The sequence below is a fragment of the Serratia marcescens genome (genome assembly GCF_006715005.1).
GTDB lineage: Bacteria > Pseudomonadota > Gammaproteobacteria > Enterobacterales > Enterobacteriaceae > Serratia > Serratia montpellierensis.
The window spans coordinates 1779741-1797118 of record NZ_VFMJ01000001.1 but is presented as its reverse complement, the minus strand read 5'-3'; the positions used below and the strand labels follow the sequence as shown (position 1 = coordinate 1797118).

The 17378-nt window shown below is 63.0% G+C and carries 16 protein-coding genes; 8 read left to right on the top strand and 8 right to left on the bottom strand.

The window, feature by feature from the left end; genetic code table 11:
* Nucleotides 1-56: 56 nt before the first annotated feature.
* Complete coding sequence (locus tag FHU12_RS08580; RefSeq protein ID WP_141968689.1) at nucleotides 57-884, bottom strand: AraC family transcriptional regulator; 828 nt, start codon at nucleotides 882-884, stop codon at nucleotides 57-59.
* Nucleotides 885-1080: 196 nt separating this feature from the next.
* Between FHU12_RS08580 and FHU12_RS08575 the strand changes: the two genes are divergently transcribed.
* The gene (locus FHU12_RS08575; RefSeq protein WP_141968687.1) at nucleotides 1081-2514 is read left to right on the top strand and encodes an NAD-dependent succinate-semialdehyde dehydrogenase; all 1434 of its coding nucleotides are present in this window, start codon (nucleotides 1081-1083) and stop codon (nucleotides 2512-2514) included.
* Between the two features lie 47 nt (nucleotides 2515-2561).
* Here FHU12_RS08575 and FHU12_RS08570 read toward each other — a convergent pair whose 3' ends face one another.
* The 3 genes from FHU12_RS08570 to FHU12_RS08560 are packed head-to-tail and all read right to left on the bottom strand — an operon-like array spanning nucleotide 2562 to nucleotide 5428.
* Nucleotides 2562-3464: an alpha/beta hydrolase gene (locus FHU12_RS08570; protein WP_141968684.1), complete on the bottom strand. Its 903-nt coding sequence runs from the start codon at nucleotides 3462-3464 to the stop codon at nucleotides 2562-2564.
* Nucleotides 3451-4347 carry an alpha/beta fold hydrolase gene (locus tag FHU12_RS08565; protein ID WP_141968682.1) on the bottom strand — a complete coding sequence of 299 codons (897 nt, stop codon included), beginning with the start codon at nucleotides 4345-4347 and terminating at the stop codon, nucleotides 3451-3453. The genes FHU12_RS08570 and FHU12_RS08565 overlap by 14 nt, the downstream gene beginning before the upstream one ends.
* A 25-nt stretch (nucleotides 4348-4372) precedes the next feature.
* Complete coding sequence (locus FHU12_RS08560; protein WP_141968680.1) at nucleotides 4373-5428, bottom strand: sugar phosphate isomerase/epimerase family protein; 1056 nt, start codon at nucleotides 5426-5428, stop codon at nucleotides 4373-4375.
* 140 nt (nucleotides 5429-5568) lie between these two features.
* Here FHU12_RS08560 and FHU12_RS08555 point away from each other — a divergent pair, with 140 nt between their 5' ends.
* Entirely contained in the window at nucleotides 5569-6162 is a 594-nt protein-coding gene (locus FHU12_RS08555; RefSeq protein ID WP_141968678.1) for a TetR/AcrR family transcriptional regulator, read from the top strand.
* Nucleotides 6163-6179: 17 nt separating this feature from the next.
* On the opposite strand, the gene FHU12_RS08550 is transcribed toward FHU12_RS08555, so the two are convergent.
* From FHU12_RS08550 to FHU12_RS08540, 3 genes are all read right to left on the bottom strand, one after another.
* Nucleotides 6180-6482: a cupin domain-containing protein gene (locus FHU12_RS08550; RefSeq protein ID WP_141968675.1), complete on the bottom strand. Its 303-nt coding sequence runs from the start codon at nucleotides 6480-6482 to the stop codon at nucleotides 6180-6182.
* A gap of 117 nt (nucleotides 6483-6599) precedes the next feature.
* Nucleotides 6600-7319 (bottom strand): glucosamine-6-phosphate deaminase, encoded by a 720-nt coding sequence (locus tag FHU12_RS08545; protein WP_141968673.1) that lies wholly within the window; start codon nucleotides 7317-7319, stop codon nucleotides 6600-6602.
* A gap of 189 nt (nucleotides 7320-7508) precedes the next feature.
* Complete coding sequence (locus FHU12_RS08540; RefSeq protein ID WP_141968671.1) at nucleotides 7509-9389, bottom strand: potassium transporter Kup; 1881 nt, start codon at nucleotides 9387-9389, stop codon at nucleotides 7509-7511.
* A 240-nt stretch (nucleotides 9390-9629) separates the two neighbouring features.
* On the opposite strand from FHU12_RS08540, the gene FHU12_RS08535 reads away from it, so the two are divergent.
* Both FHU12_RS08535 and FHU12_RS08530 read left to right on the top strand, forming a co-directional pair.
* Nucleotides 9630-11369 (top strand): ABC transporter permease, encoded by a 1740-nt coding sequence (locus tag FHU12_RS08535; protein WP_141968669.1) that lies wholly within the window; start codon nucleotides 9630-9632, stop codon nucleotides 11367-11369.
* 12 nt (nucleotides 11370-11381) lie between these two features.
* Nucleotides 11382-12701 (top strand): ABC transporter ATP-binding protein, encoded by a 1320-nt coding sequence (locus tag FHU12_RS08530; RefSeq protein WP_141968667.1) that lies wholly within the window; start codon nucleotides 11382-11384, stop codon nucleotides 12699-12701.
* On the opposite strand, the gene FHU12_RS08525 is transcribed toward FHU12_RS08530, so the two are convergent.
* Complete coding sequence (locus tag FHU12_RS08525) at nucleotides 12698-13627, bottom strand: LysR substrate-binding domain-containing protein (protein WP_141968665.1); 930 nt, start codon at nucleotides 13625-13627, stop codon at nucleotides 12698-12700. The genes FHU12_RS08530 and FHU12_RS08525 overlap by 4 nt on opposite strands.
* Before the next feature lie 169 nt (nucleotides 13628-13796).
* Between FHU12_RS08525 and FHU12_RS08520 the strand changes: the two genes are divergently transcribed.
* From FHU12_RS08520 to FHU12_RS08505, 4 genes are read left to right on the top strand one after another with little or no spacing between them, the layout of a single operon-like run.
* On the top strand, nucleotides 13797-14747 hold the full coding sequence (locus FHU12_RS08520) for a branched-chain amino acid ABC transporter permease (protein WP_141968663.1): 951 nt from the start codon (nucleotides 13797-13799) through the stop codon (nucleotides 14745-14747).
* A 10-nt stretch (nucleotides 14748-14757) separates the two neighbouring features.
* The gene (locus FHU12_RS08515) at nucleotides 14758-15870 is read left to right on the top strand and encodes an ABC transporter permease subunit (RefSeq protein WP_141968662.1); all 1113 of its coding nucleotides are present in this window, start codon (nucleotides 14758-14760) and stop codon (nucleotides 15868-15870) included.
* Nucleotides 15867-16637 (top strand): ABC transporter ATP-binding protein, encoded by a 771-nt coding sequence (locus tag FHU12_RS08510; RefSeq protein ID WP_141968660.1) that lies wholly within the window; start codon nucleotides 15867-15869, stop codon nucleotides 16635-16637. The genes FHU12_RS08515 and FHU12_RS08510 overlap by 4 nt, the downstream gene beginning before the upstream one ends.
* Nucleotides 16630-17343 (top strand): ABC transporter ATP-binding protein, encoded by a 714-nt coding sequence (locus FHU12_RS08505; RefSeq protein WP_141968658.1) that lies wholly within the window; start codon nucleotides 16630-16632, stop codon nucleotides 17341-17343. The genes FHU12_RS08510 and FHU12_RS08505 overlap by 8 nt, the downstream gene beginning before the upstream one ends.
* Nucleotides 17344-17378 lie beyond the last annotated feature (35 nt).

Sequence of the window (17378 nt, the reverse complement as noted above, 5' to 3'; positions counted from 1 at the left end):
AGACAGCGGCAGAGTAACGAAAACGCGGGGAGAAATTATTGTAGCAGGTTGCTGTTTTAGCCCAATTTCACCTGTTTCTGGAAACGCACTGGCGTGACGCCGTAACGATTGGCGAAGGCGCGCGTCAGGTGCGCCTGATCGGTCAGCCCCGCCGCCGCCGCCACCTGTGCGGCGGGCATGCCGCGCTCCAGCATGCGTTTGGCCTGCGACAGCCGGATCGCCATCAGCATCTGCTGCGGCGAAACGTGATATTCGGCCTTGAACTTGCGCAGGAAATGGTACGGGCTGAGCGACACCAGCTCGGCCAGTTGGCTGAGGGTCACGGCCTCGGCGAAGTTATCGTGCAGGTAGCTTTTCACCACCTCGAAACGGTGCGCCGCTTCGGCTTTTTCCCGCTGCCCGGTGCGGATGTGCGGGTGCAACAGCTCGACCGCCTCCAGCAGCAGGCCGTCGAGCGTGAGCGGATCGTCGGTTTGCCACAGCGTGGCGAGAATGGCGGACAGGCGCTGCGCCGCCCGCGGATCGTGGCGCACCGCATCGGTGAACCACTGGCTCCGATCGCCGGACAGCTGCTCCAGCGCCTCGGGCGCCAGATAGAGCATGCGGTAACACCAGCCGCCCGGCGTTTCGGCTTCGCCGGTATGCAGCTCGTCGGGGTTCATCAGCACCAGCGCGCCCGGCGCCGCCAGATGCTGCGCGCCGCGATAGCGAAAACGCTCCGCCCCGGTGTCTACGGTGCCGATAGCGAAGGCGTCGTGGGTATGCGGCTCGAAGGCATAGCGCTCGATGTGCGCCTGATAGAGTTCGACGCCCGGCAGATGCGACAAATGCCGGAACTGCGCACAATCCTTCTCGAACGGAAACTGATGTGGTACCCCTTGCACCCGACCTCCTCGTCCGTGCTGACAATCTGCTCAGCATAGCCAAAACATCGCCGGTTGAGTAGCCGCCCTGGCGCTTTCGTGCCCCTCGCCTGGACGATCGCCGCCATTCGGCGTAGGGTTAAGGTCCCTGTCCCTTTCAGGCGCGCCGCATCGCGAAGCTCATCGGCCCCTGACACTCCGCAAACAAGAGGCAACAATGTATCCGGATACTCAACTGTATATCGATGGACAATGGCGCAACGCACTGGCCGGGAAAACCCTGCCGGTCACCAACCCCGCCACCGACGAGGTCATCGGTCAAGTGGCGCACGCCGCCACAGAGGATCTCGATCTGGCGCTGGCCGCCACCGAGCGCGGATTTAACGTCTGGCGCGACACCGCCGCGCACCAGCGCGCCAATCTGATGCGCAAAGCCGCGGCGCTGCTGCGCGAACGCGCCAACGCCATCGCCGCCGTCATGACGCAGGAACAGGGCAAACCGGTGGCGCAGGCCAAAGTCGAAATTCTCAACGCCGCCGACGTTATCGACTGGTTCGCCGGCGAAGCCACCCGCACCTACGGGCAGATCATTCCGTCCCGCGCCCGCGATGTACAGCAGCAAACCCTCAAGCTGCCGGTTGGCCCGGTGGCCGCCTTCACGCCGTGGAACTTCCCGATCAACCAGATCGTGCGCAAGCTGTCCGCCGCGCTGGCGGCGGGGTGTTCCATCATCGTCAAAGGCCCGGAAGAAACGCCGGCCTCGCCGGCTGAGCTGATCAAAGCCTTCGCCGACGCCGGGATCCCGGCCGGGGTGATCGCGCTGGTGTACGGCACCCCGGCGGAAATCTCGGAATACCTGATCCCGCATCCGACCATTCGCAAGATCTCCTTCACCGGCTCCACCCGCGTGGGCAAGCATCTGGCGGCGCTGGCCGGCCAGCACATGAAAAAGGCCACCATGGAGCTGGGCGGCCACGCGCCGGTGCTGATCTTCGACGATGCCGATCTCGACGCGGCGGCCAAAGAGCTGGCGCAGTCCAAGTTCCGCAACGCCGGCCAGGTCTGTATCGCCCCGACCCGCTTCCTGATCCAGCAAGGCGTTTATGAAGCCTTCGTGGAGAAATTCACCGCCGCCGTGCGTGAGCTCAAGCTCGGCAACGGGCTGAAAGACGGCGTGACCATGGGGCCGATGGTGCTGGGCCGCAGCGTCGACAATATCGAGGCGCTGGTGCAGGATGCCGTCGCCCACGGGGCAAAAGCCTGCACCGGCGGCAAGCGCGTGGCGGGCAAAGGCAACTTCTTCGAGCCGACGGTGCTGCGCGACGTGCCGCTGAGCGCGCGCGCCATGTCGGAAGAGCCGTTTGGCCCGGTCGCCCTGCTGCGCCCGTTCGCCACCTATGACGAGGCGATCGCCGAAGCCAACCGTCTGCCATACGGCCTGGCCGCCTACGCTTACAGCCGCAACATCGCCACCGTCAATGCGCTGGGGCGCGACGTGGAGAGCGGCATGCTGAGCATCAACCACATCGGTTTCGGCCTGCCGGAAACACCGTTTGGCGGCGTGAAAGACTCCGGTCACGGCACCGAAGGCGGCAGCGAAGCGATCGAGTCCTACCTGGAAACCCGCTTCGTCACCGTCGCTGGCCGTTAATCGCACGGCGGATGAATCGCCAAAAGCCCCGCAGTGCGGGGCTTTTTTTACTCGCCGGCCAGCTCGAACAGCCGCCGCGCCGCCGGGGTCAGCCCCAGCATGTGAATGCAGGCATGCACCATGCCCGGCAGCCGTTCGCAACGTACCGACACGCCCGCCTCACGCAGCCGCTGCGCATACTGTTCGGCCTCATCGCGCAGCGGATCATATTCGCAGCTCAGGATGGTGGCCGGCGGCAATCCATGCAGCGTGGCGGCATGCAGCGGTTCGGCGCCGGGATCGCGCCGCAGGGCCAGATATTGCTGCCAACAAAACACCATTGCGTCGCGCGTCAGAAAGTGCCCCTCGGCAAACTCGCGATAGCTCGTCGTCGCCATCTCGCGGCTGAGCGCCGGGTACAGCAGCAGCTGGCGCTCGATGTGCGGGCCGCCGCGATCCCGCGCCAACAGCGCGACCGCCGCCGCCAGATTGCCCCCGGCGCTGTCGCCGCCCACCGCCAGGCGCTGCGCGTCGATCCCCAACTGCGACGCCTGTTGCGCCACCCAGCAGAGCGCCTGATAGACATCTTCCAGCGGCTGTGGGAACGGATATTCCGGCGCCAGGCGGTAGTCGACCGACAGGATCACCCGGCCGGTGGCGTTGGCCAGTGCCTGACAGGGCCGATCGTACAACGCCAGCGAACCGAGACACCAGCCGCCGCCGTGGGCGAACAGCATCGCCGGCTGCGCGTTCGCGCGGTTTACCCCCGCCGGTAGATAAGTGCGCAGCGCAATTCTGTGTCCATCGGCGGCGACTACCGTATAGTCCCTGACGCCGCCGCTCGCTTCCGCCTCGCCCTGCAGCCGGCGTAAACCGGTTTCCGTGGCCGCACGCATTTCCGCGAGTGACGCGGGAGGCGGCGCGTCGGCCGATGCCGTCAAATAGGCGGCGATGCGTTCATCGAGCGGCATACGGCTCTCCTGACAGGAACGGCGTAATCAGTGCAATAAATTCCTCATGGCACTCCTCGGTGATGAAATGGCCGCAGCCGGCGACCGTTTCGCCCCGCAGATCGTGCGCATTGCCCCGCAGCGTCGTCAGTGGCGCGTCGCCGGTGGCGTGCTCCGCCCCTACCGTCAACACTGGCATCGTCAAGGGCGTGGCGGCGCGCAGCCGGTTCTGCCGCACGGTCTCCGGGATCGCCCGGTAATAGTCGAATCCGGCGCGCAGGCCGCCCGGCGCCGAATAGGCGGCGATATACACCTCCGCCGTCACCCGATCGCGCCGATAGGACCAGCGGTTGAAGATATAGCCAAGATACTCCCGCTCACGCCCCTGGGTTAGGGTCTCCGGTAAATCCGCCAGTTGGTTGAACATGAAATGCCACAGGAAGATGTTCTCCTCCGGCGCGACGAAAATCGGCGGCGGCGGCGCCAGCCCGGGGATCACCGCCTCCGTCAGCACCAGACGCTCCACCGCCTGCGGGAAATCGCTCGCCATGGCGTAACCGATCCACATGCCGATGTCGTGGCCAACCAGTTGGTAACGTTCATGGCCCAGCTGCGCCATCATTGCGTGCAGCGCCGCACCGACGCTGCCGGTGTCGTAGCCGCCAGCGGGCTTGTCAGAATCGCCGATGCCCGGCGGATCGACGGCGGTCGCCTGAAAACCGGCCGCCGCCAGCGCTTGCATCACATGGCGCCAGGTGTACCAGGTTTGCGGCCAGCCGGGGATCAGCAGTACCGGTCGCCCTTCACCGGCCACCACACAGTGAAGGCGCCGGCCGTTGACCTGGAGATAGACGTGTTCCGCCGCGAGATCCGCCAACGGGGCCTCGTTCTGTCGATATTGCATGGGGTGACTCCCTTAAGGATTGGGCTCAGCGAATGCCGAGCAAGGCGTTGATCTGCTGCGGGTTGACCGGCGCGCCGGCGAAGTCGTCGAACACTTTGTCGGTGACACGGATAATGCGATCGCGAATGAAGGCTGCGCCTTCGCGCGCGCCGTCCTGTGGGTTTTTCAGGCAACATTCCCACTCCAATGCCGCCCAGCCCGAATAGCCGTACTGCGTCAGGCGCGAAAAGATGCCGTTGAAATCAACCTGGCCGTCGCCCAGCGAGCGGAAGCGGCCGGCGCGATCGACCCAGGATTGATAGCCGCCGTAAATGCCCTGGCGACCGGTCGGATTAAACTCGGCGTCCTTGACGTGGAACATGCCGATAACCTCTTTATAGATATCGATAAACTCCAGATAGTTGAGCTGCTGCAGCACCATATGGCTCGGATCGAACAGCACCCGGCAGCGCGGATGATGGCCGACGCGCTCAAGAAACATCTCGAACGTCACGCCGTCGTGCAGATCCTCACTCGGGTGAATTTCATAACACAGGTTGATGCCCTGCTCGTCGCAGGCGTTAAGCACCGGCAGCCAGCGTGTGGCGAGTTCGTCGAACGCGGTGTCGATCAATCCTTCCGGGCGCTGTGGGAACGGGAACAGATAGGGCCAGGCCAGCGAACCGGAAAAGGTGCCCAGCTCGCTGAGCCCGAGCCGCGCCGACGCCTTCACCGCCAGCAGCATTTGCTGCCGCGCCCACTCGCCGCGCGCCTGCGGATTGCCCTGCAGCGCCGGCGGCGCGAAGCTGTCAAACAGCGCATCGTAAGCCGGGTGTACCGCCATCAGCTGGCCGAAGATATGGCTGGTCAATTCGCTGACCACCAACCCCTGCTCCGCCAACATGCCGGTCAGATCGTCGCAGTAGGTTTGGCTTTCCGCGGCGGTGGCCACGTCAAATAAACGCCGATCCCAGGCCGGGATCTGCAAGGCGGTAAAACCGGTTTGCGCCGCCCACTCGGCGATGGCCGGCAGGCTGTTGAACGGCGCTGTCTCATCGCTGAACTGCGCGAGATGCAGGCTTGGACCTTTGAGGGTTTTCATCGTAAACTCCTATTAGTTGTCGATTGACAAACAATAGAAGCAAGGCGCGATGACCGCAAGCGAAATTTATAAAGACATTGGTATTCCCGCCGATTTAAGCGATCCTATGTCGCTGAATGGCAGGTAAATTGGAGCAGAGAATGGCTGGCAGACCGCGCGAGTTCGACCGCGAACAGGCGCTCTTGAAGGCGCGAAACTTATTTTGGCGACAGGGTTACGAAGGCACCTCGATGTCGGATCTGGTGGCAGAATTGGGCATTGCTTCCGCGCGCATCTACAAGGCGTTCGGCTCCAAAGAGCAGCTGTTCCGCGAGGCAATCGCCAGTTACGAAACCGAGGAAGGCGGCTTCGCCGATCGCGCCTTCGCACAGGAAAGCGGCATTCGCCCGGCGATCCAACGTATGCTGGAAGATGCCGTGCGGCTCTACAGCCGGCCGGATCTGCCGCAGGGCTGCATGGTGGTCTCCTCCGCCGCCAGCGTCAGTGCGGAAAACGAGGGGCTCAAAACCTGGCTGGCAGAGCATCGGTTGCAGCGTACCCAGCAGATCGTCGAACGGCTGCGGCAGGCGGTGCAAGCCGGCGAACTGCCGGCCGGCACCGACGCCGACAGCCTGGGGGACTTTTTCGCCGTCTTCCTGCACGGCCTGTCGATTCAGGCGCGTGACGGCGTCACTGAAACGCGACTATTGGCGGCGGTGAACGTGGCGCTCACCGCCCTGGGAGGAAGCGCTTAGTCGCAAGCCAGGCTCCCTTAATCTTCGGGCAGATCGACAATCACCAGCGTGCCTTCGCTGCCCGGCAACACGCGGTGCGGCACGCCGGCCGCGGCCTGATACAGCTGCCCGGCCCGCACCACCACCACTTCCCCCGCCACCTGCAGCCGCAGGTGGCCGCTGATTACCAGCAATCCTTCGCTGTAATCATGCACTTCATCCGCAATGCTGCGCGCGTCCATGCGCAGCACTTTGATATTGGCCGCACCGACACGACCCAGCACGGTAGAACGCCAGGCCTCAGGCAGTTCGGCCGCCTGCAGGTTTAAATCGAACAGCATCGGAATTCCTCTGGTGCATGAAAAACGCACTCTAGCTTGATTCTGCGACACAGGGAAAGACGCTTTGGTTGCAGGTTATGACCGTTGGTTCTGAGGCGAAACGCGCCGGATGAAGGCTTAAGGCAGCCGCGCCGCGGCCTCCCGATCGGCGATAATCAGCAGATCCGGATGCAGCATCAAAACGCTGGCGGGTACTCCGGCCTCTACCTGCCCGCTGACAATGCGCCGTAAAATGTCCGCTTTGTGTGAACCGTTGACGAGCAGCACCAGTTTTTTGGCGGCCATCACGCTCGCAGGCCCCAGGGTGACGTAATGATCGGGCAGATATTCAGCGCGGCCGCCCACCTCTTTGAGCAAAATGTCTGCCAGATCCGGCCTGGCGGAAACCGGCACCCGGCAGGTGCGGTCTGAGAAGGCGGTGGTACCCGGCAGATTGCCGCAGAAATGCCCGTCCGCCCCGACGCCCATCACGATCGCATCCAGCCCGCCATCCTCGGCGATGCGCCGATCGTGCTGGAGGTAGTTGTCCGAATTCAAGACGTGCAGTTGCCGCTCGGGGATCGCCGCTGGGCCGAAGAACATGCGATGCAGATTCTCCATGGTGACGCCGTAGCCCGGTCGGCCGGCGTAAGGAATTTCATCGAAATTATAGTAATGCGCGTTGGAGAATTCCGCGTGGCCCTTGACGCGCGGAGCCAACAATTCATACATCCGTTTGGGCGTCGAGCCGGCGGTGATAGCCAGATTGACGCGCTGTGGGCGCAGCATATAACTCAACAACAGGCTGGCGGCCAGCTCACTCATTTCCTGGTAGTCATTAGCGACAACAAGTTTCATTCCCTTCTCCTTTTTACAAAAAAAAAACCTAACCGCCCATCCCGCCATGTTTGATGCGGGGGAGAAGTTAGGTTTTGCCTGATCGCGTCAGTAACAATCCGTTTCTTGTCAGGTTATGGCGGCCAAGAATGAAATGCAATCCGCGTTGTGTGAGGCATGCCACAATTGCGGCGATGCCTTTTTCGCTTTCTAGACCGGCACCCGGCGGCTGATCTCCACCACCTGATCGCTGGGCAGGTAATAATAATCCGTGACGTGCATGCCGTTGCGCACCATCAGCGCGAACAGGTTGCGCTGCCAGGCCGGCAACCGGTCGTTTGCCTCGCGGCGCACTACGGTTTCATGGCCGAGATAGTAAGTCGCCTCGTCGAAGTTCAGGCCGCATTTTTGCGCCTCGACGTGCTGCAGCAGCTGCGGGATATTCGGCCGCTCCATAAAGCCGTAACTGGCCACGCCGCACCAAAACCCCGGCGCCAGTTCGCGCATCACCAGACGCTCGGCATTCAATACCCGCGGTTCATTGACAATGGCTATGGTCAGCGCCAGCACGTTGGCGTGCAGCGAACCGTTGCGTTTGACGTGCCATTTCATTACCGGCGGCGTGCCCTGCAGGCTGCGGGTGAGAAAGACCGCGGTGCCCGGCACGCGCGGTACGGATTCACGCTGGATTTTCGCCAGGAAATCCGCTATCGGCACCGTCGTCTCGCCGAGGGTGCGCACGGCCGCCAGCACCCCGCGATGCCAGATCAGCATCACGGTATAGACCGCGGCGGCCAGCAGCAGCGGGATGTAACCGCCCTGCAATACCTTGGTCAGGTTGGCCGTCAGGAAGCTCAGATCGACCACGAAGAAACACCCCGCCACCAACAGGCTGGCGACCAATCCCCAGCGCCACACCTCGCGCATCGCCACGAACAGCAAGCCGGTGGTCATGATCATGGTCAGCGAGACGGCGATGCCGTAGGCGGCAGCCAGATTGTCCGAGGATTTGAAGAACACCGTCAGGAACAGCGTCACCACCATCAGCAGCCAATTGATGGCGCCGATGTAGATCTGCCCATAGCTTTCCTCAGTGGTTTGTTTAACCCGCAGCCGCGGCAGCCACCCCAGCTGGATCGCCTGGCGGGTCATCGAAAACGCGCCGCTGATGATCGCCTGACTGGCGATGATCGTCGCCAGCGTGGCCAGGATCACCAGTGGGATCAGCAAAGCCGGCGGGCATAGACGGAAAAAGATGTTCTGCGTGACGTCGGCGCCGCTCAGGATCAGCGCAGCCTGGCCGGCGTAGTTAAGCAACAGGCTGGGAAAAACGATGCCGAACCAGGCCAGCCAAATCGGCCGTTTGCCGAAATGCCCCATGTCGGCGTACAGCGCTTCGGCACCGGTGACGCACAGAAACACGCCGCCCAGCACCAGGAAGCTGGTCAGTCCGTTGGAGAACAGGAAATGAATGCCGTACAGCGGGTTCAGCGCCAGCAGCACCGCCGGATGCTGGATGATGCCCCACACGCCCAATGCGGCGATCGACAGGAACCACAGCGCCATGATCGGCCCGAACACGCGGCCGATGCGCGCGGTGCCCAGTGGCTGAATGGCGAACAGGCTGAGTAAAATCACCACCGCCGCCGGCAGAATATAGGGCTGCGACGCCGGCAGCACGATGTTCAACCCCTCGAGGGCGGAGAGCACCGAGATGGCCGGCGTGATGGCGCCGTCACCGTAGATCAACGCTGCACCGAACAGGCCGGCGAACAACACCAGCGGCCGGGATTTTCGTCTGCTGACCAGCAGCGACATCAGCGCCATGATGCCGCCCTCGCCCCGGTTGCCGATGCGCATGGCGAACATGGCATATTTGAGCGAAGTGACAATCACCAGCGTCCAGAAAATTAGCGACAGCAGGCCAAGGATCACCGGCGCAGAAGGCGCATCGCCGGAGAGAAACAGCACGGTTTTCAGGGTGTACAACGGGCTGGTGCCGATATCGCCGAACACCACGCCCAATGCGCCCAACGCCAACGGCGCCAAGCCGGTCTTGTTCGAGGTTTCCGTATCATTGCCGACAGACATCTGCTTGCTCCTTAGCCTTGCACAGTGAGTTGGAATTATTGTCACTTTATTGCCGCCGCGCCACTCGCTCGGCAGCGATAAGCATAACTTAACCGTCATCTTCACGGGTTACAGTATCGCCCGTTTGCGGCACAGAAACCGCCGCCGGTGAGCAACGGTTTAGAATCGCCCGCGCCGGATGGTCTATAGTCCTTATGCGATTGTCACTTTCTTGTTTGCGCCCGCCGTGGGAGAAGTGAAATGAACGTCCGGCTCAACACCCATGTTTCCGCCCGGCGCCTGCTGCCCAACGGCTGGGACGTCATCGCCTTTCCGCTGATCATCGGCCTGATCGCCATGATGGCCATCGGCCTGCACCAAACCCTGCAGCCGATCGTCACGCTGAAAACGCAGGCAATATCGCTCGATCCCGCCAACCTGCCGGAATACGCCCTGCGCACCACGCTGCGCATGCTGGTGGCCATGGCGGCCTCGCTGGCGTTTTCGCTGGTCTACGGCACCCTGGCGGCCAAGAGCCGGCGCGCCGAAAAGGTGCTGGTGCCAATCCTCGACATCCTGCAGTCGGTGCCGGTACTCGGCTACATCTCCTTCACCGTCACCTTTTTCATCGCGCTGTTCCCCGGCCGGGTGCTGGGGGTCGAGCTGGCGGCGATGTTCGCCATCTTCACCAGCCAGGCGTGGAATATGACCTTCAGTTTCTACCAGTCGCTGCGCACCGTGCCGCGCGATCTGCAAGAAGTGGCGCGCGGCTTCCATCTGAGTCCGTGGCAACGTTTCTGGAAGCTGGATGCGCCATTCGCCATGCCGGGGCTGATTTGGAACATGATGATGTCGATGTCCGGCGGCTGGTTCTTTATCGTGGCGTCGGAAGCGATCACCGTCGGCAACAACACCTTTACGCTGCCGGGCATCGGCGCTTATCTCGCGCAGGCGATCCTCAGCAAGGATCTGCCTGCGATCGGCTGGGTACTGCTCACCATGACGGTGGTGATCCTGGCCTACGATCAGCTGCTGTTCCGGCCATTGGTGGCATGGGCGGACAAATTCCGCATGGAAACCACCCGCTCGGCGAGCGCCCCGACCTCCTGGCTGTTGAACCTGATGCGCCGCACGCGCCTGATCCACCTGCTGCTGACCCCGCTGGGCGTGCTGCTGGCCAAAACCGCGCGCCTGAAACTGAGCCTGCCCGCCCGCTCGCCGCGCCACGGCAATAGCGCCCAACGGCGGCGACGTTCACGCGTGATCGATCGGTGTTGGAGCGCCATCGTCATCCTGCTGACGCTGGCGATCGCCTGGCGCGTCATTCTCTATGTGCAGACCGGCGTGACGCTCAATGACGTGGGCCATGTGATGGTGCTTGGGCTGATCACGCTGCTGCGCGTGACGGTGCTGATCGCCCTGTCGTCGCTGATCTGGGTGCCGCTCGGGGTACTGATCGGCCTGCGCCCGACGCTGGCCGGGAAAATCCAGCCGATCGCCCAGTTTCTGGCCGCGTTCCCGGCCAACCTGCTGTTCCCGGTGTTCGTCATCACCATCGTCCACTTCCGGCTGAACCCCGATGTCTGGCTGTCGCCGCTGATCGTGTTGGGCACCCAGTGGTACATTCTGTTCAACGTGGTGGCCGGTGCCACCGCGTTGCCCAACGACTACCGCGAGGCCGCCGCCAATTTTCACATTCGCGGTTGGCAATGGTGGCGCCAGGTGATGCTGCCGGGCATCTTCCCCTATTACATCACCGGCGCCATCACCGCGTCGGGCGGCGCCTGGAACGCCAGCATCGTGGCGGAGTTCGTGCAATGGGGCAGCACCCAGGTGAAGGCGCATGGGCTGGGCGCCTACATCGCCGAAACCACCGCCGCCGGCGATTTCCCCAAGATCATTTTGGGCATCGCCGTGATGTCTCTGTTCGTCACGCTGTTCAACCGTCTGCTGTGGCGGCCGCTTTACGCCTACGCCGAATCCCGCTTCCGCATCGATTAAGGAGCCGTTCAGATGTCAGACCTTCACCCAACGCAGGCGACGCACTCGCCCGGCGAGGAAATTTTAGCGGTCAACGCGGTCAGCCATGGCTATGACAAGGCACACGGCGAGCTGCTGATCCTCGACGGGGTCAATCTGTCGCTGCGGTCGGGCGAGATCGTCGGGTTGCTGGGCCGTTCCGGTTCGGGTAAATCGACGCTGCTGCGCATCATCGCCGGCCTGGTCACCCCCACCGCCGGGGTGGTGAACTATCTGGGGCAGCCGTTGCACGGCCCCGCCAAAGGCGTCACCATGGTGTTTCAAACCTTCGCGCTGTTCCCCTGGCTGACAGTGCTGCAAAACGTCGAGGCCGGGCTCGAGGCGCTGGGCGTCGCCCCTGCCGAACGGCGTGAGCGGGCGCTGGCGGCTATCGATCTGATCGGCCTGGACGGCTTCGAAAACGCCTACCCGCGTGAGCTTTCCGGCGGCATGCGCCAGCGCGTAGGCTTTGCCCGGGCGCTGGTGGTGGATCCGACGCTGCTGCTGATGGATGAGCCGTTCTCGGCGCTGGACGTCTTGACCGCCGAAACGCTGCGTACCGACCTGTTGGATCTGTGGACCGAGGGGCGAATGCCGATCAAGTCAGTGCTGATCGTCACGCACAACATCGAGGAAGCGGTCTTCATGTGCGATCGCATCCTGCTGCTTTCGTCCAACCCCGGCCGGGTGATCGCCGAAATCAAGGTGCCGTTCAGCCACCCGCGCAACCGGCTGGATCCACAGTTCCGCCGCCTGGTAGACGACGTGTACGCCAAGATGACCGCCCGCCCTACTGACGGCACCGTCAAGAAAGGGCTGAAGCTCGGAACGTGGCTGCCGCACGTTTCCACCAACCTGATCGCCGGCCTGATCGAAACGCTGGCCGCCGCGCCCTATTTCGGCCGCGCCGACATGCCGGAGATCGCCCTCTCGCTGCACCTGGAGGTTGATGAGCTGTTCCCCATTGCCGAAGTGCTGCAGTCGCTGGGCTTCGCCGACGTGCGCGAAGGCGACATCTTCCTGACGCCGCCGGCACGCGCCTTCGCCGACGGCGACGTTCAGGCGCGCAAAGTGCTGTTCGCGGAACATCTGCTGCGCTATGTGCCGCTGGCCGCGCTGATCAAAAACGTGTTGGACGAACGGCCGGGGCACCGCGCGCCGCGCGTGCGTTTCGAGCAAGAGCTGGAGGATTCCCTGTCTGACAGCGCCGCCAAAGAGACCCTGGATACGGTAATCAACTGGGGCCGTTACGCCGAGATCTTCTCCTACAACGATCAAACGGCGTTTTTCAGCCTGGAGGACGTCGAATTTTAAGCGAGCCTGCGCCCATCGGCTTCGCGGCGCAGCCACTGCCGCAGGTTTTCGCCTTCCTGCGACAGTTCGCTATCCAGACGAGCACACAGGTAATAATCACGGCCGTCGTCGATCGGCAGATCGAACATTTTGATCAACTCGCCGCTCTCAAGATACTGGGCAATTAACGGCTCGCGCATCAAGGCACACCCCAATCCCGCCTGCACCGCCGCCAGCGTCAGCAACCCGTCTTCGAACATCGGCCCGATGCTGCGCAGCGGGCGTTTAACGCCGGCCAGCTGAAACCATTGCATCCAGGTATTACGCTCCTCGTCGTGCAGCAGCGGCAGCGTCGCCAGCTGATCCGGCGTATCCAGCAAACCGTGCAGTTTACTGAATGCCCGGCTGCACACCGGCACCATTTGGCCAGACATCAGCTTTTCGCTGCGATAACCGGTCCACTGCCCAACCCCGAAGCGGATCGACAGATCGGCGGCGTCGCTCAGGTAATTGCGGTGGTTGGCGTAAACCACATTGATGTCGATATCCGGATTTTCGCGCAAAAAGCCACGCAGCCGCGGAATGAACCAGCCCATGCCGAACAGCGGGATCAGGCTGATGGTGACCTGCCGCGATGCGGACTGCTCGCGCACGTGTTCGGTCGCCTGGCGCAGCACGTTAAACGCCGAGCGGATCGAGCGGTAATATTCTCGCCCCTCGCTGCGCAGCACCAGATGACGCCCCTGCCTTTCGGTCAACGGCATCTGCAAGAATGCCTCCAGCGTTTTCAGCTGATGGCTGACCGCCGAAGGCGAAATCATCAGCTCCTTTGCCGCTGCGCTGATGCTGCCCAGGCGCGCGATGGCCTCGAACGCGCGCACGGCGCGCAGCGGCGGATCGTTCGGCAACGTCGGTAGCGGCTCTTCGTACTGTTCTGTTTTTTTCATATATCGATTGTTTTATGGAAAATCTGGAAGAAGGATTTATTTAATATACATAAAAATCAAAGCATTAAAATCACTCGTTTTTTGTATAAGAAAGTATTTTTCCGTATTTTACAATTTTTTTAAATTCTCTACTGTGAGCCTCCTGACTCATTATCTCCGGACTCTCCCTATGGATACGCTGGTACAGCAAACCGTCAACGGTTTGATGCTCGGCAGCATCTATGCGCTGATCGCGCTCGGCTACACCATGGTGTACGGCATCCTGCGCATCATCAACTTCGCGCACGGCGACGTGCTGATGGTCGGGGCGCTCAGCGCGCTGTCGGCGATCGGCGTGTTGCAACATCATTTCCCCGCGTTACCGCCCTACGCCACGCTGCTGCTGGCGGCCCTGTTCGCCATGGCCGTCTGCGCCATCACCTCGATGGCGATCGAACGTCTGGCCTATCGCCGGTTGCGGACTGCACCGCGCCTGGCCCCGCTGATCAGCGGCATCGGCGTCTCGCTGCTGCTGCAAACCCTGGCGATGCTGATCTGGTCACGCAATCCCCTGATGTTTCCACAGCTGTTGCCGATGGCGCCCATCGCCCTGACCGCAGGCAGCGCCGAACATGCGCCGGCGGTGATCACCGGCACCGCGATCGTCACGCTGGCGGTGGCCGTGGCGGTCATGGCCGGCCTCTGGCTGCTGGTCGAACACAGCCGTTTCGGCCGCGCCATGCGCGCCACGGCGGAAAACCCGCAGGTCGCCGGCCTGATGGGCATCAGTCCTGACCGCATCATCGTTCTGACCTTTGCGCTCGGCGGCGCGCTGGCGGCGGTGGCCGGCATCATGATGGCCAGCAATTACGGCAACGCCGGTTTCTCGATGGGCTTTTTGCCCGGCATCAAGGCGTTTACCGCGGCCGTGCTCGGCGGCATCGGCAATCTGCGCGGCGCGATGCTCGGCGGTTTGCTGCTGGGGCTGTTCGAGTCGCTGGGCACCGGCTATCTCGGCGAGCTGACCGGCGGCGTATTCGGCAGCAACTACCAGGATGTGTTCGCATTTCTGGTGCTGATCGCCGTACTGGTCTTCCGCCCCTCCGGGCTGTTGGGCGAACGCATTGCCACGCGCGCATAAGGACATCACGATGACCGTTTTAACTTCCACGCTTCCCCTGGCCACGCCGCGGCGCGCCAGGCTGGGGCTGACGCTGTTCATTCTCGCCCTGATGCTGGCGCCCTGGGTCGCGGGCGCCGCCGGCGGCAACTACTGGGTGCGCGTCGTCGACTTCGCCCTGCTGTATCTGATGCTGGCGCTCGGGCTGAACATCGTGGTGGGCATGACCGGGTTGCTGGACATGGGCTTTATCGCTTTTTACGCCGTTGGCGCCTATCTGGCCGCGCTGCTGTCGTCACCGCATCTGACGCAGCAGTTCCCGCTGCTGCTGCAGTGGTTCCCCGACGGGCTGCACCTGTCGATGCTGTGGCTGATCCCACTGGCTGCGCTGCTGGCGGCGGCGTGCGGCATTCTGCTCGGCGCGCCGACGCTGCGGCTGCGCGGCGACTACCTGGCGATCGTCACGCTGGGTTTCGGCGAGATCGTGCGTATTTTGATGCGCAATCTCGACCGCCCGGTCAACCTCACCAACGGCCCCAAAGGCATTTCCGGCATCGACCCGGTCAGCCTGTTCGGCCTGAAGTTTTCCGGCATGCATGAGTGGTTCGGCGTGCGTTTCTCCGGCCTGTACCTCTATTACTACCTGTTCGCCGCGCTGCTGCTGGCGATCCTGTTTATCAGCCTGCGGCTGCAAAACTCGCGCATTGGCCGCGCGTGGACGGCGATCCGCGAAGACGAGGACGCCGCGCGGGCGATGGGCATCAACACCCGCAACTTCAAGCTGCTGGCCTTTGCTATCGGCGCCACCTTCGGCGGCGTGGCCGGCGCGCTGTTCGCCGCGTTTCAGGGCTTCGTGTCGCCGGAATCGTTCACCCTGCAAGAGTCGATCGCCGTACTGGCGATGGTGGTACTCGGCGGCATGGGGCACATCCCCGGCGTGATCCTGGGCGCGCTGCTGTTGGCCGCCCTGCCGGAGCTGCTGCGCAGCAGCATGGGGCCGCTGCAGCAGGCGCTGTTCGGCCAGGTGCTGATCGATCCGGAAATTATCCGCCAACTGTTTTACGGCCTGGCGCTGATCCTGGTGATGCTGTATCGCCCGGCGGGCCTGTGGCCGGCCCGCCACCTAAGAGGGAACGCAGCATGACGCCGCTGCTCGCTTTACACCACGTCAGCAAACGCTTCGGCGGCCTGACGGCGGTGGATGACGTCAGCATGAGCATCCGCCAGGGGGAGATCTATGGCCTGATCGGGCCGAATGGCGCCGGTAAAACCACCTGCTTCAATCTGATCACCGGCCTGTACCGTGCCGACGAGGGCGAATTTCGCCTGTCGGGCCAGCGCTACAGGCCCCAGGCGATCGATAAAGTGGCGCAGGCCGGCATCGCCCGCACCTTCCAGAACCTGCGGCTGTTCAACGAAATGAGCGTGCTGGAAAACGTGATGGTCGGCTGTCACGTACGCACCCGCAACGGTCTGTGGGCGGCGATCGCCCGCCACCGCCGCGCCAGGGAGGAGGAACAGGCGGTGCGCGACAAGGCCCATACGCTGCTGGAGTATGTCGGCATCGGCCAATTCGCCCATTACCGCGCCGGGGATCTCGCCTACGGTCACCAGCGCCGCCTGGAGATCGCCCGCGCGCTGGCGACCGAGCCCCGGCTGCTGGCGCTGGACGAACCGGCGGCCGGCATGAACGCCGGAGAAAAAGTGGCGCTACGCGAGCTGCTGCTGCGCATCCGAGACAGCGGCAAAACGCTGCTGTTGATCGAACACGACGTCAAACTGGTCATGGGCCTGTGCGATCGTCTGACGGTGCTGGACTACGGCAAAGCGATTGCCGAAGGCGAACCGGCGCAGGTTCGGCGTGAACCGGCGGTCATTCAGGCCTATCTGGGAGGCGGCGCGCATGTCTGAAGCCTTGCTGAGCGTTAAACGACTCAAAGTGTCTTATGGCGGCATTCATGCGGTCAAAGGCATCGATTTTACGGTGAACGCCGGCGAACAGGTCACGCTGATCGGCGCCAATGGCGCAGGCAAGACCTCCAGCCTGCGGGCGCTGACCGGCCTGCAGCCGTTCGAAGGCGACATCCTGTTCGACGGCCGTTCGATTCGCGGCGTGCCGCCGCACCGCTTGCTGCAACAGGGGCTGGTGATGGTGCCGGAAGGTCGTGGCATTTTCACCCGCCTGACGGTGCGAGAAAACCTGCAGCTGGGCGCCTATGCGCGCCGTGACGCATCGGCGGTACGGCACGATTTCGAACGGGTGTGCGCCACCTTCCCCCGACTGAACGAGCGCCTGCATCAACCGGCCGGGCTGCTTTCGGGCGGCGAACAACAGATGGTGGCGATGGGCCGCGCGCTGCTCAGCCGCCCACGCCTGTTGATATTGGACGAACCGTCGATGGGGCTGGCGCCGATTGTAGTGGAGGCCATTTTTTCGGTCATCAAACAGTTAGCTCGTGACGGCGTCACGCTATTGCTGGTCGAGCAAAACGCCCGCCTGGCACTGGAGTCTACCGATCGCGCCTATGTGTTGGACAGCGGCAGCCTGAGCCACAGCGGCCGCTCCGCCGACATGCTGGACGATGAAAAAATCAAACAGATCTATTTGGGTGAATAACCGTTGTTACCTTTAACCGCACCAGGAGTATGACA

Coding starts and splice junctions, on each gene's coding strand:
- FHU12_RS08575 (WP_141968687.1), top strand. CDS start 1,081: ATGTATCCGGATACTCAACTGTATATCGATGGACAATGGCGCAACGCA.
- FHU12_RS08570 (WP_141968684.1), bottom strand. CDS start 3,464: ATGCCGCTCGATGAACGCATCGCCGCCTATTTGACGGCATCGGCCGAC.
- FHU12_RS08565 (WP_141968682.1), bottom strand. CDS start 4,347: ATGCAATATCGACAGAACGAGGCCCCGTTGGCGGATCTCGCGGCGGAA.
- FHU12_RS08560 (WP_141968680.1), bottom strand. CDS start 5,428: ATGAAAACCCTCAAAGGTCCAAGCCTGCATCTCGCGCAGTTCAGCGAT.
- FHU12_RS08555 (WP_141968678.1), top strand. CDS start 5,569: ATGGCTGGCAGACCGCGCGAGTTCGACCGCGAACAGGCGCTCTTGAAG.
- FHU12_RS08550 (WP_141968675.1), bottom strand. CDS start 6,482: ATGCTGTTCGATTTAAACCTGCAGGCGGCCGAACTGCCTGAGGCCTGG.
- FHU12_RS08545 (WP_141968673.1), bottom strand. CDS start 7,319: ATGAAACTTGTTGTCGCTAATGACTACCAGGAAATGAGTGAGCTGGCC.
- FHU12_RS08540 (WP_141968671.1), bottom strand. CDS start 9,389: ATGTCTGTCGGCAATGATACGGAAACCTCGAACAAGACCGGCTTGGCG.
- FHU12_RS08535 (WP_141968669.1), top strand. CDS start 9,630: ATGAACGTCCGGCTCAACACCCATGTTTCCGCCCGGCGCCTGCTGCCC.
- FHU12_RS08530 (WP_141968667.1), top strand. CDS start 11,382: ATGTCAGACCTTCACCCAACGCAGGCGACGCACTCGCCCGGCGAGGAA.
- FHU12_RS08525 (WP_141968665.1), bottom strand. CDS start 13,627: ATGAAAAAAACAGAACAGTACGAAGAGCCGCTACCGACGTTGCCGAAC.
- FHU12_RS08520 (WP_141968663.1), top strand. CDS start 13,797: ATGGATACGCTGGTACAGCAAACCGTCAACGGTTTGATGCTCGGCAGC.
- FHU12_RS08515 (WP_141968662.1), top strand. CDS start 14,758: ATGACCGTTTTAACTTCCACGCTTCCCCTGGCCACGCCGCGGCGCGCC.
- FHU12_RS08510 (WP_141968660.1), top strand. CDS start 15,867: ATGACGCCGCTGCTCGCTTTACACCACGTCAGCAAACGCTTCGGCGGC.
- FHU12_RS08505 (WP_141968658.1), top strand. CDS start 16,630: ATGTCTGAAGCCTTGCTGAGCGTTAAACGACTCAAAGTGTCTTATGGC.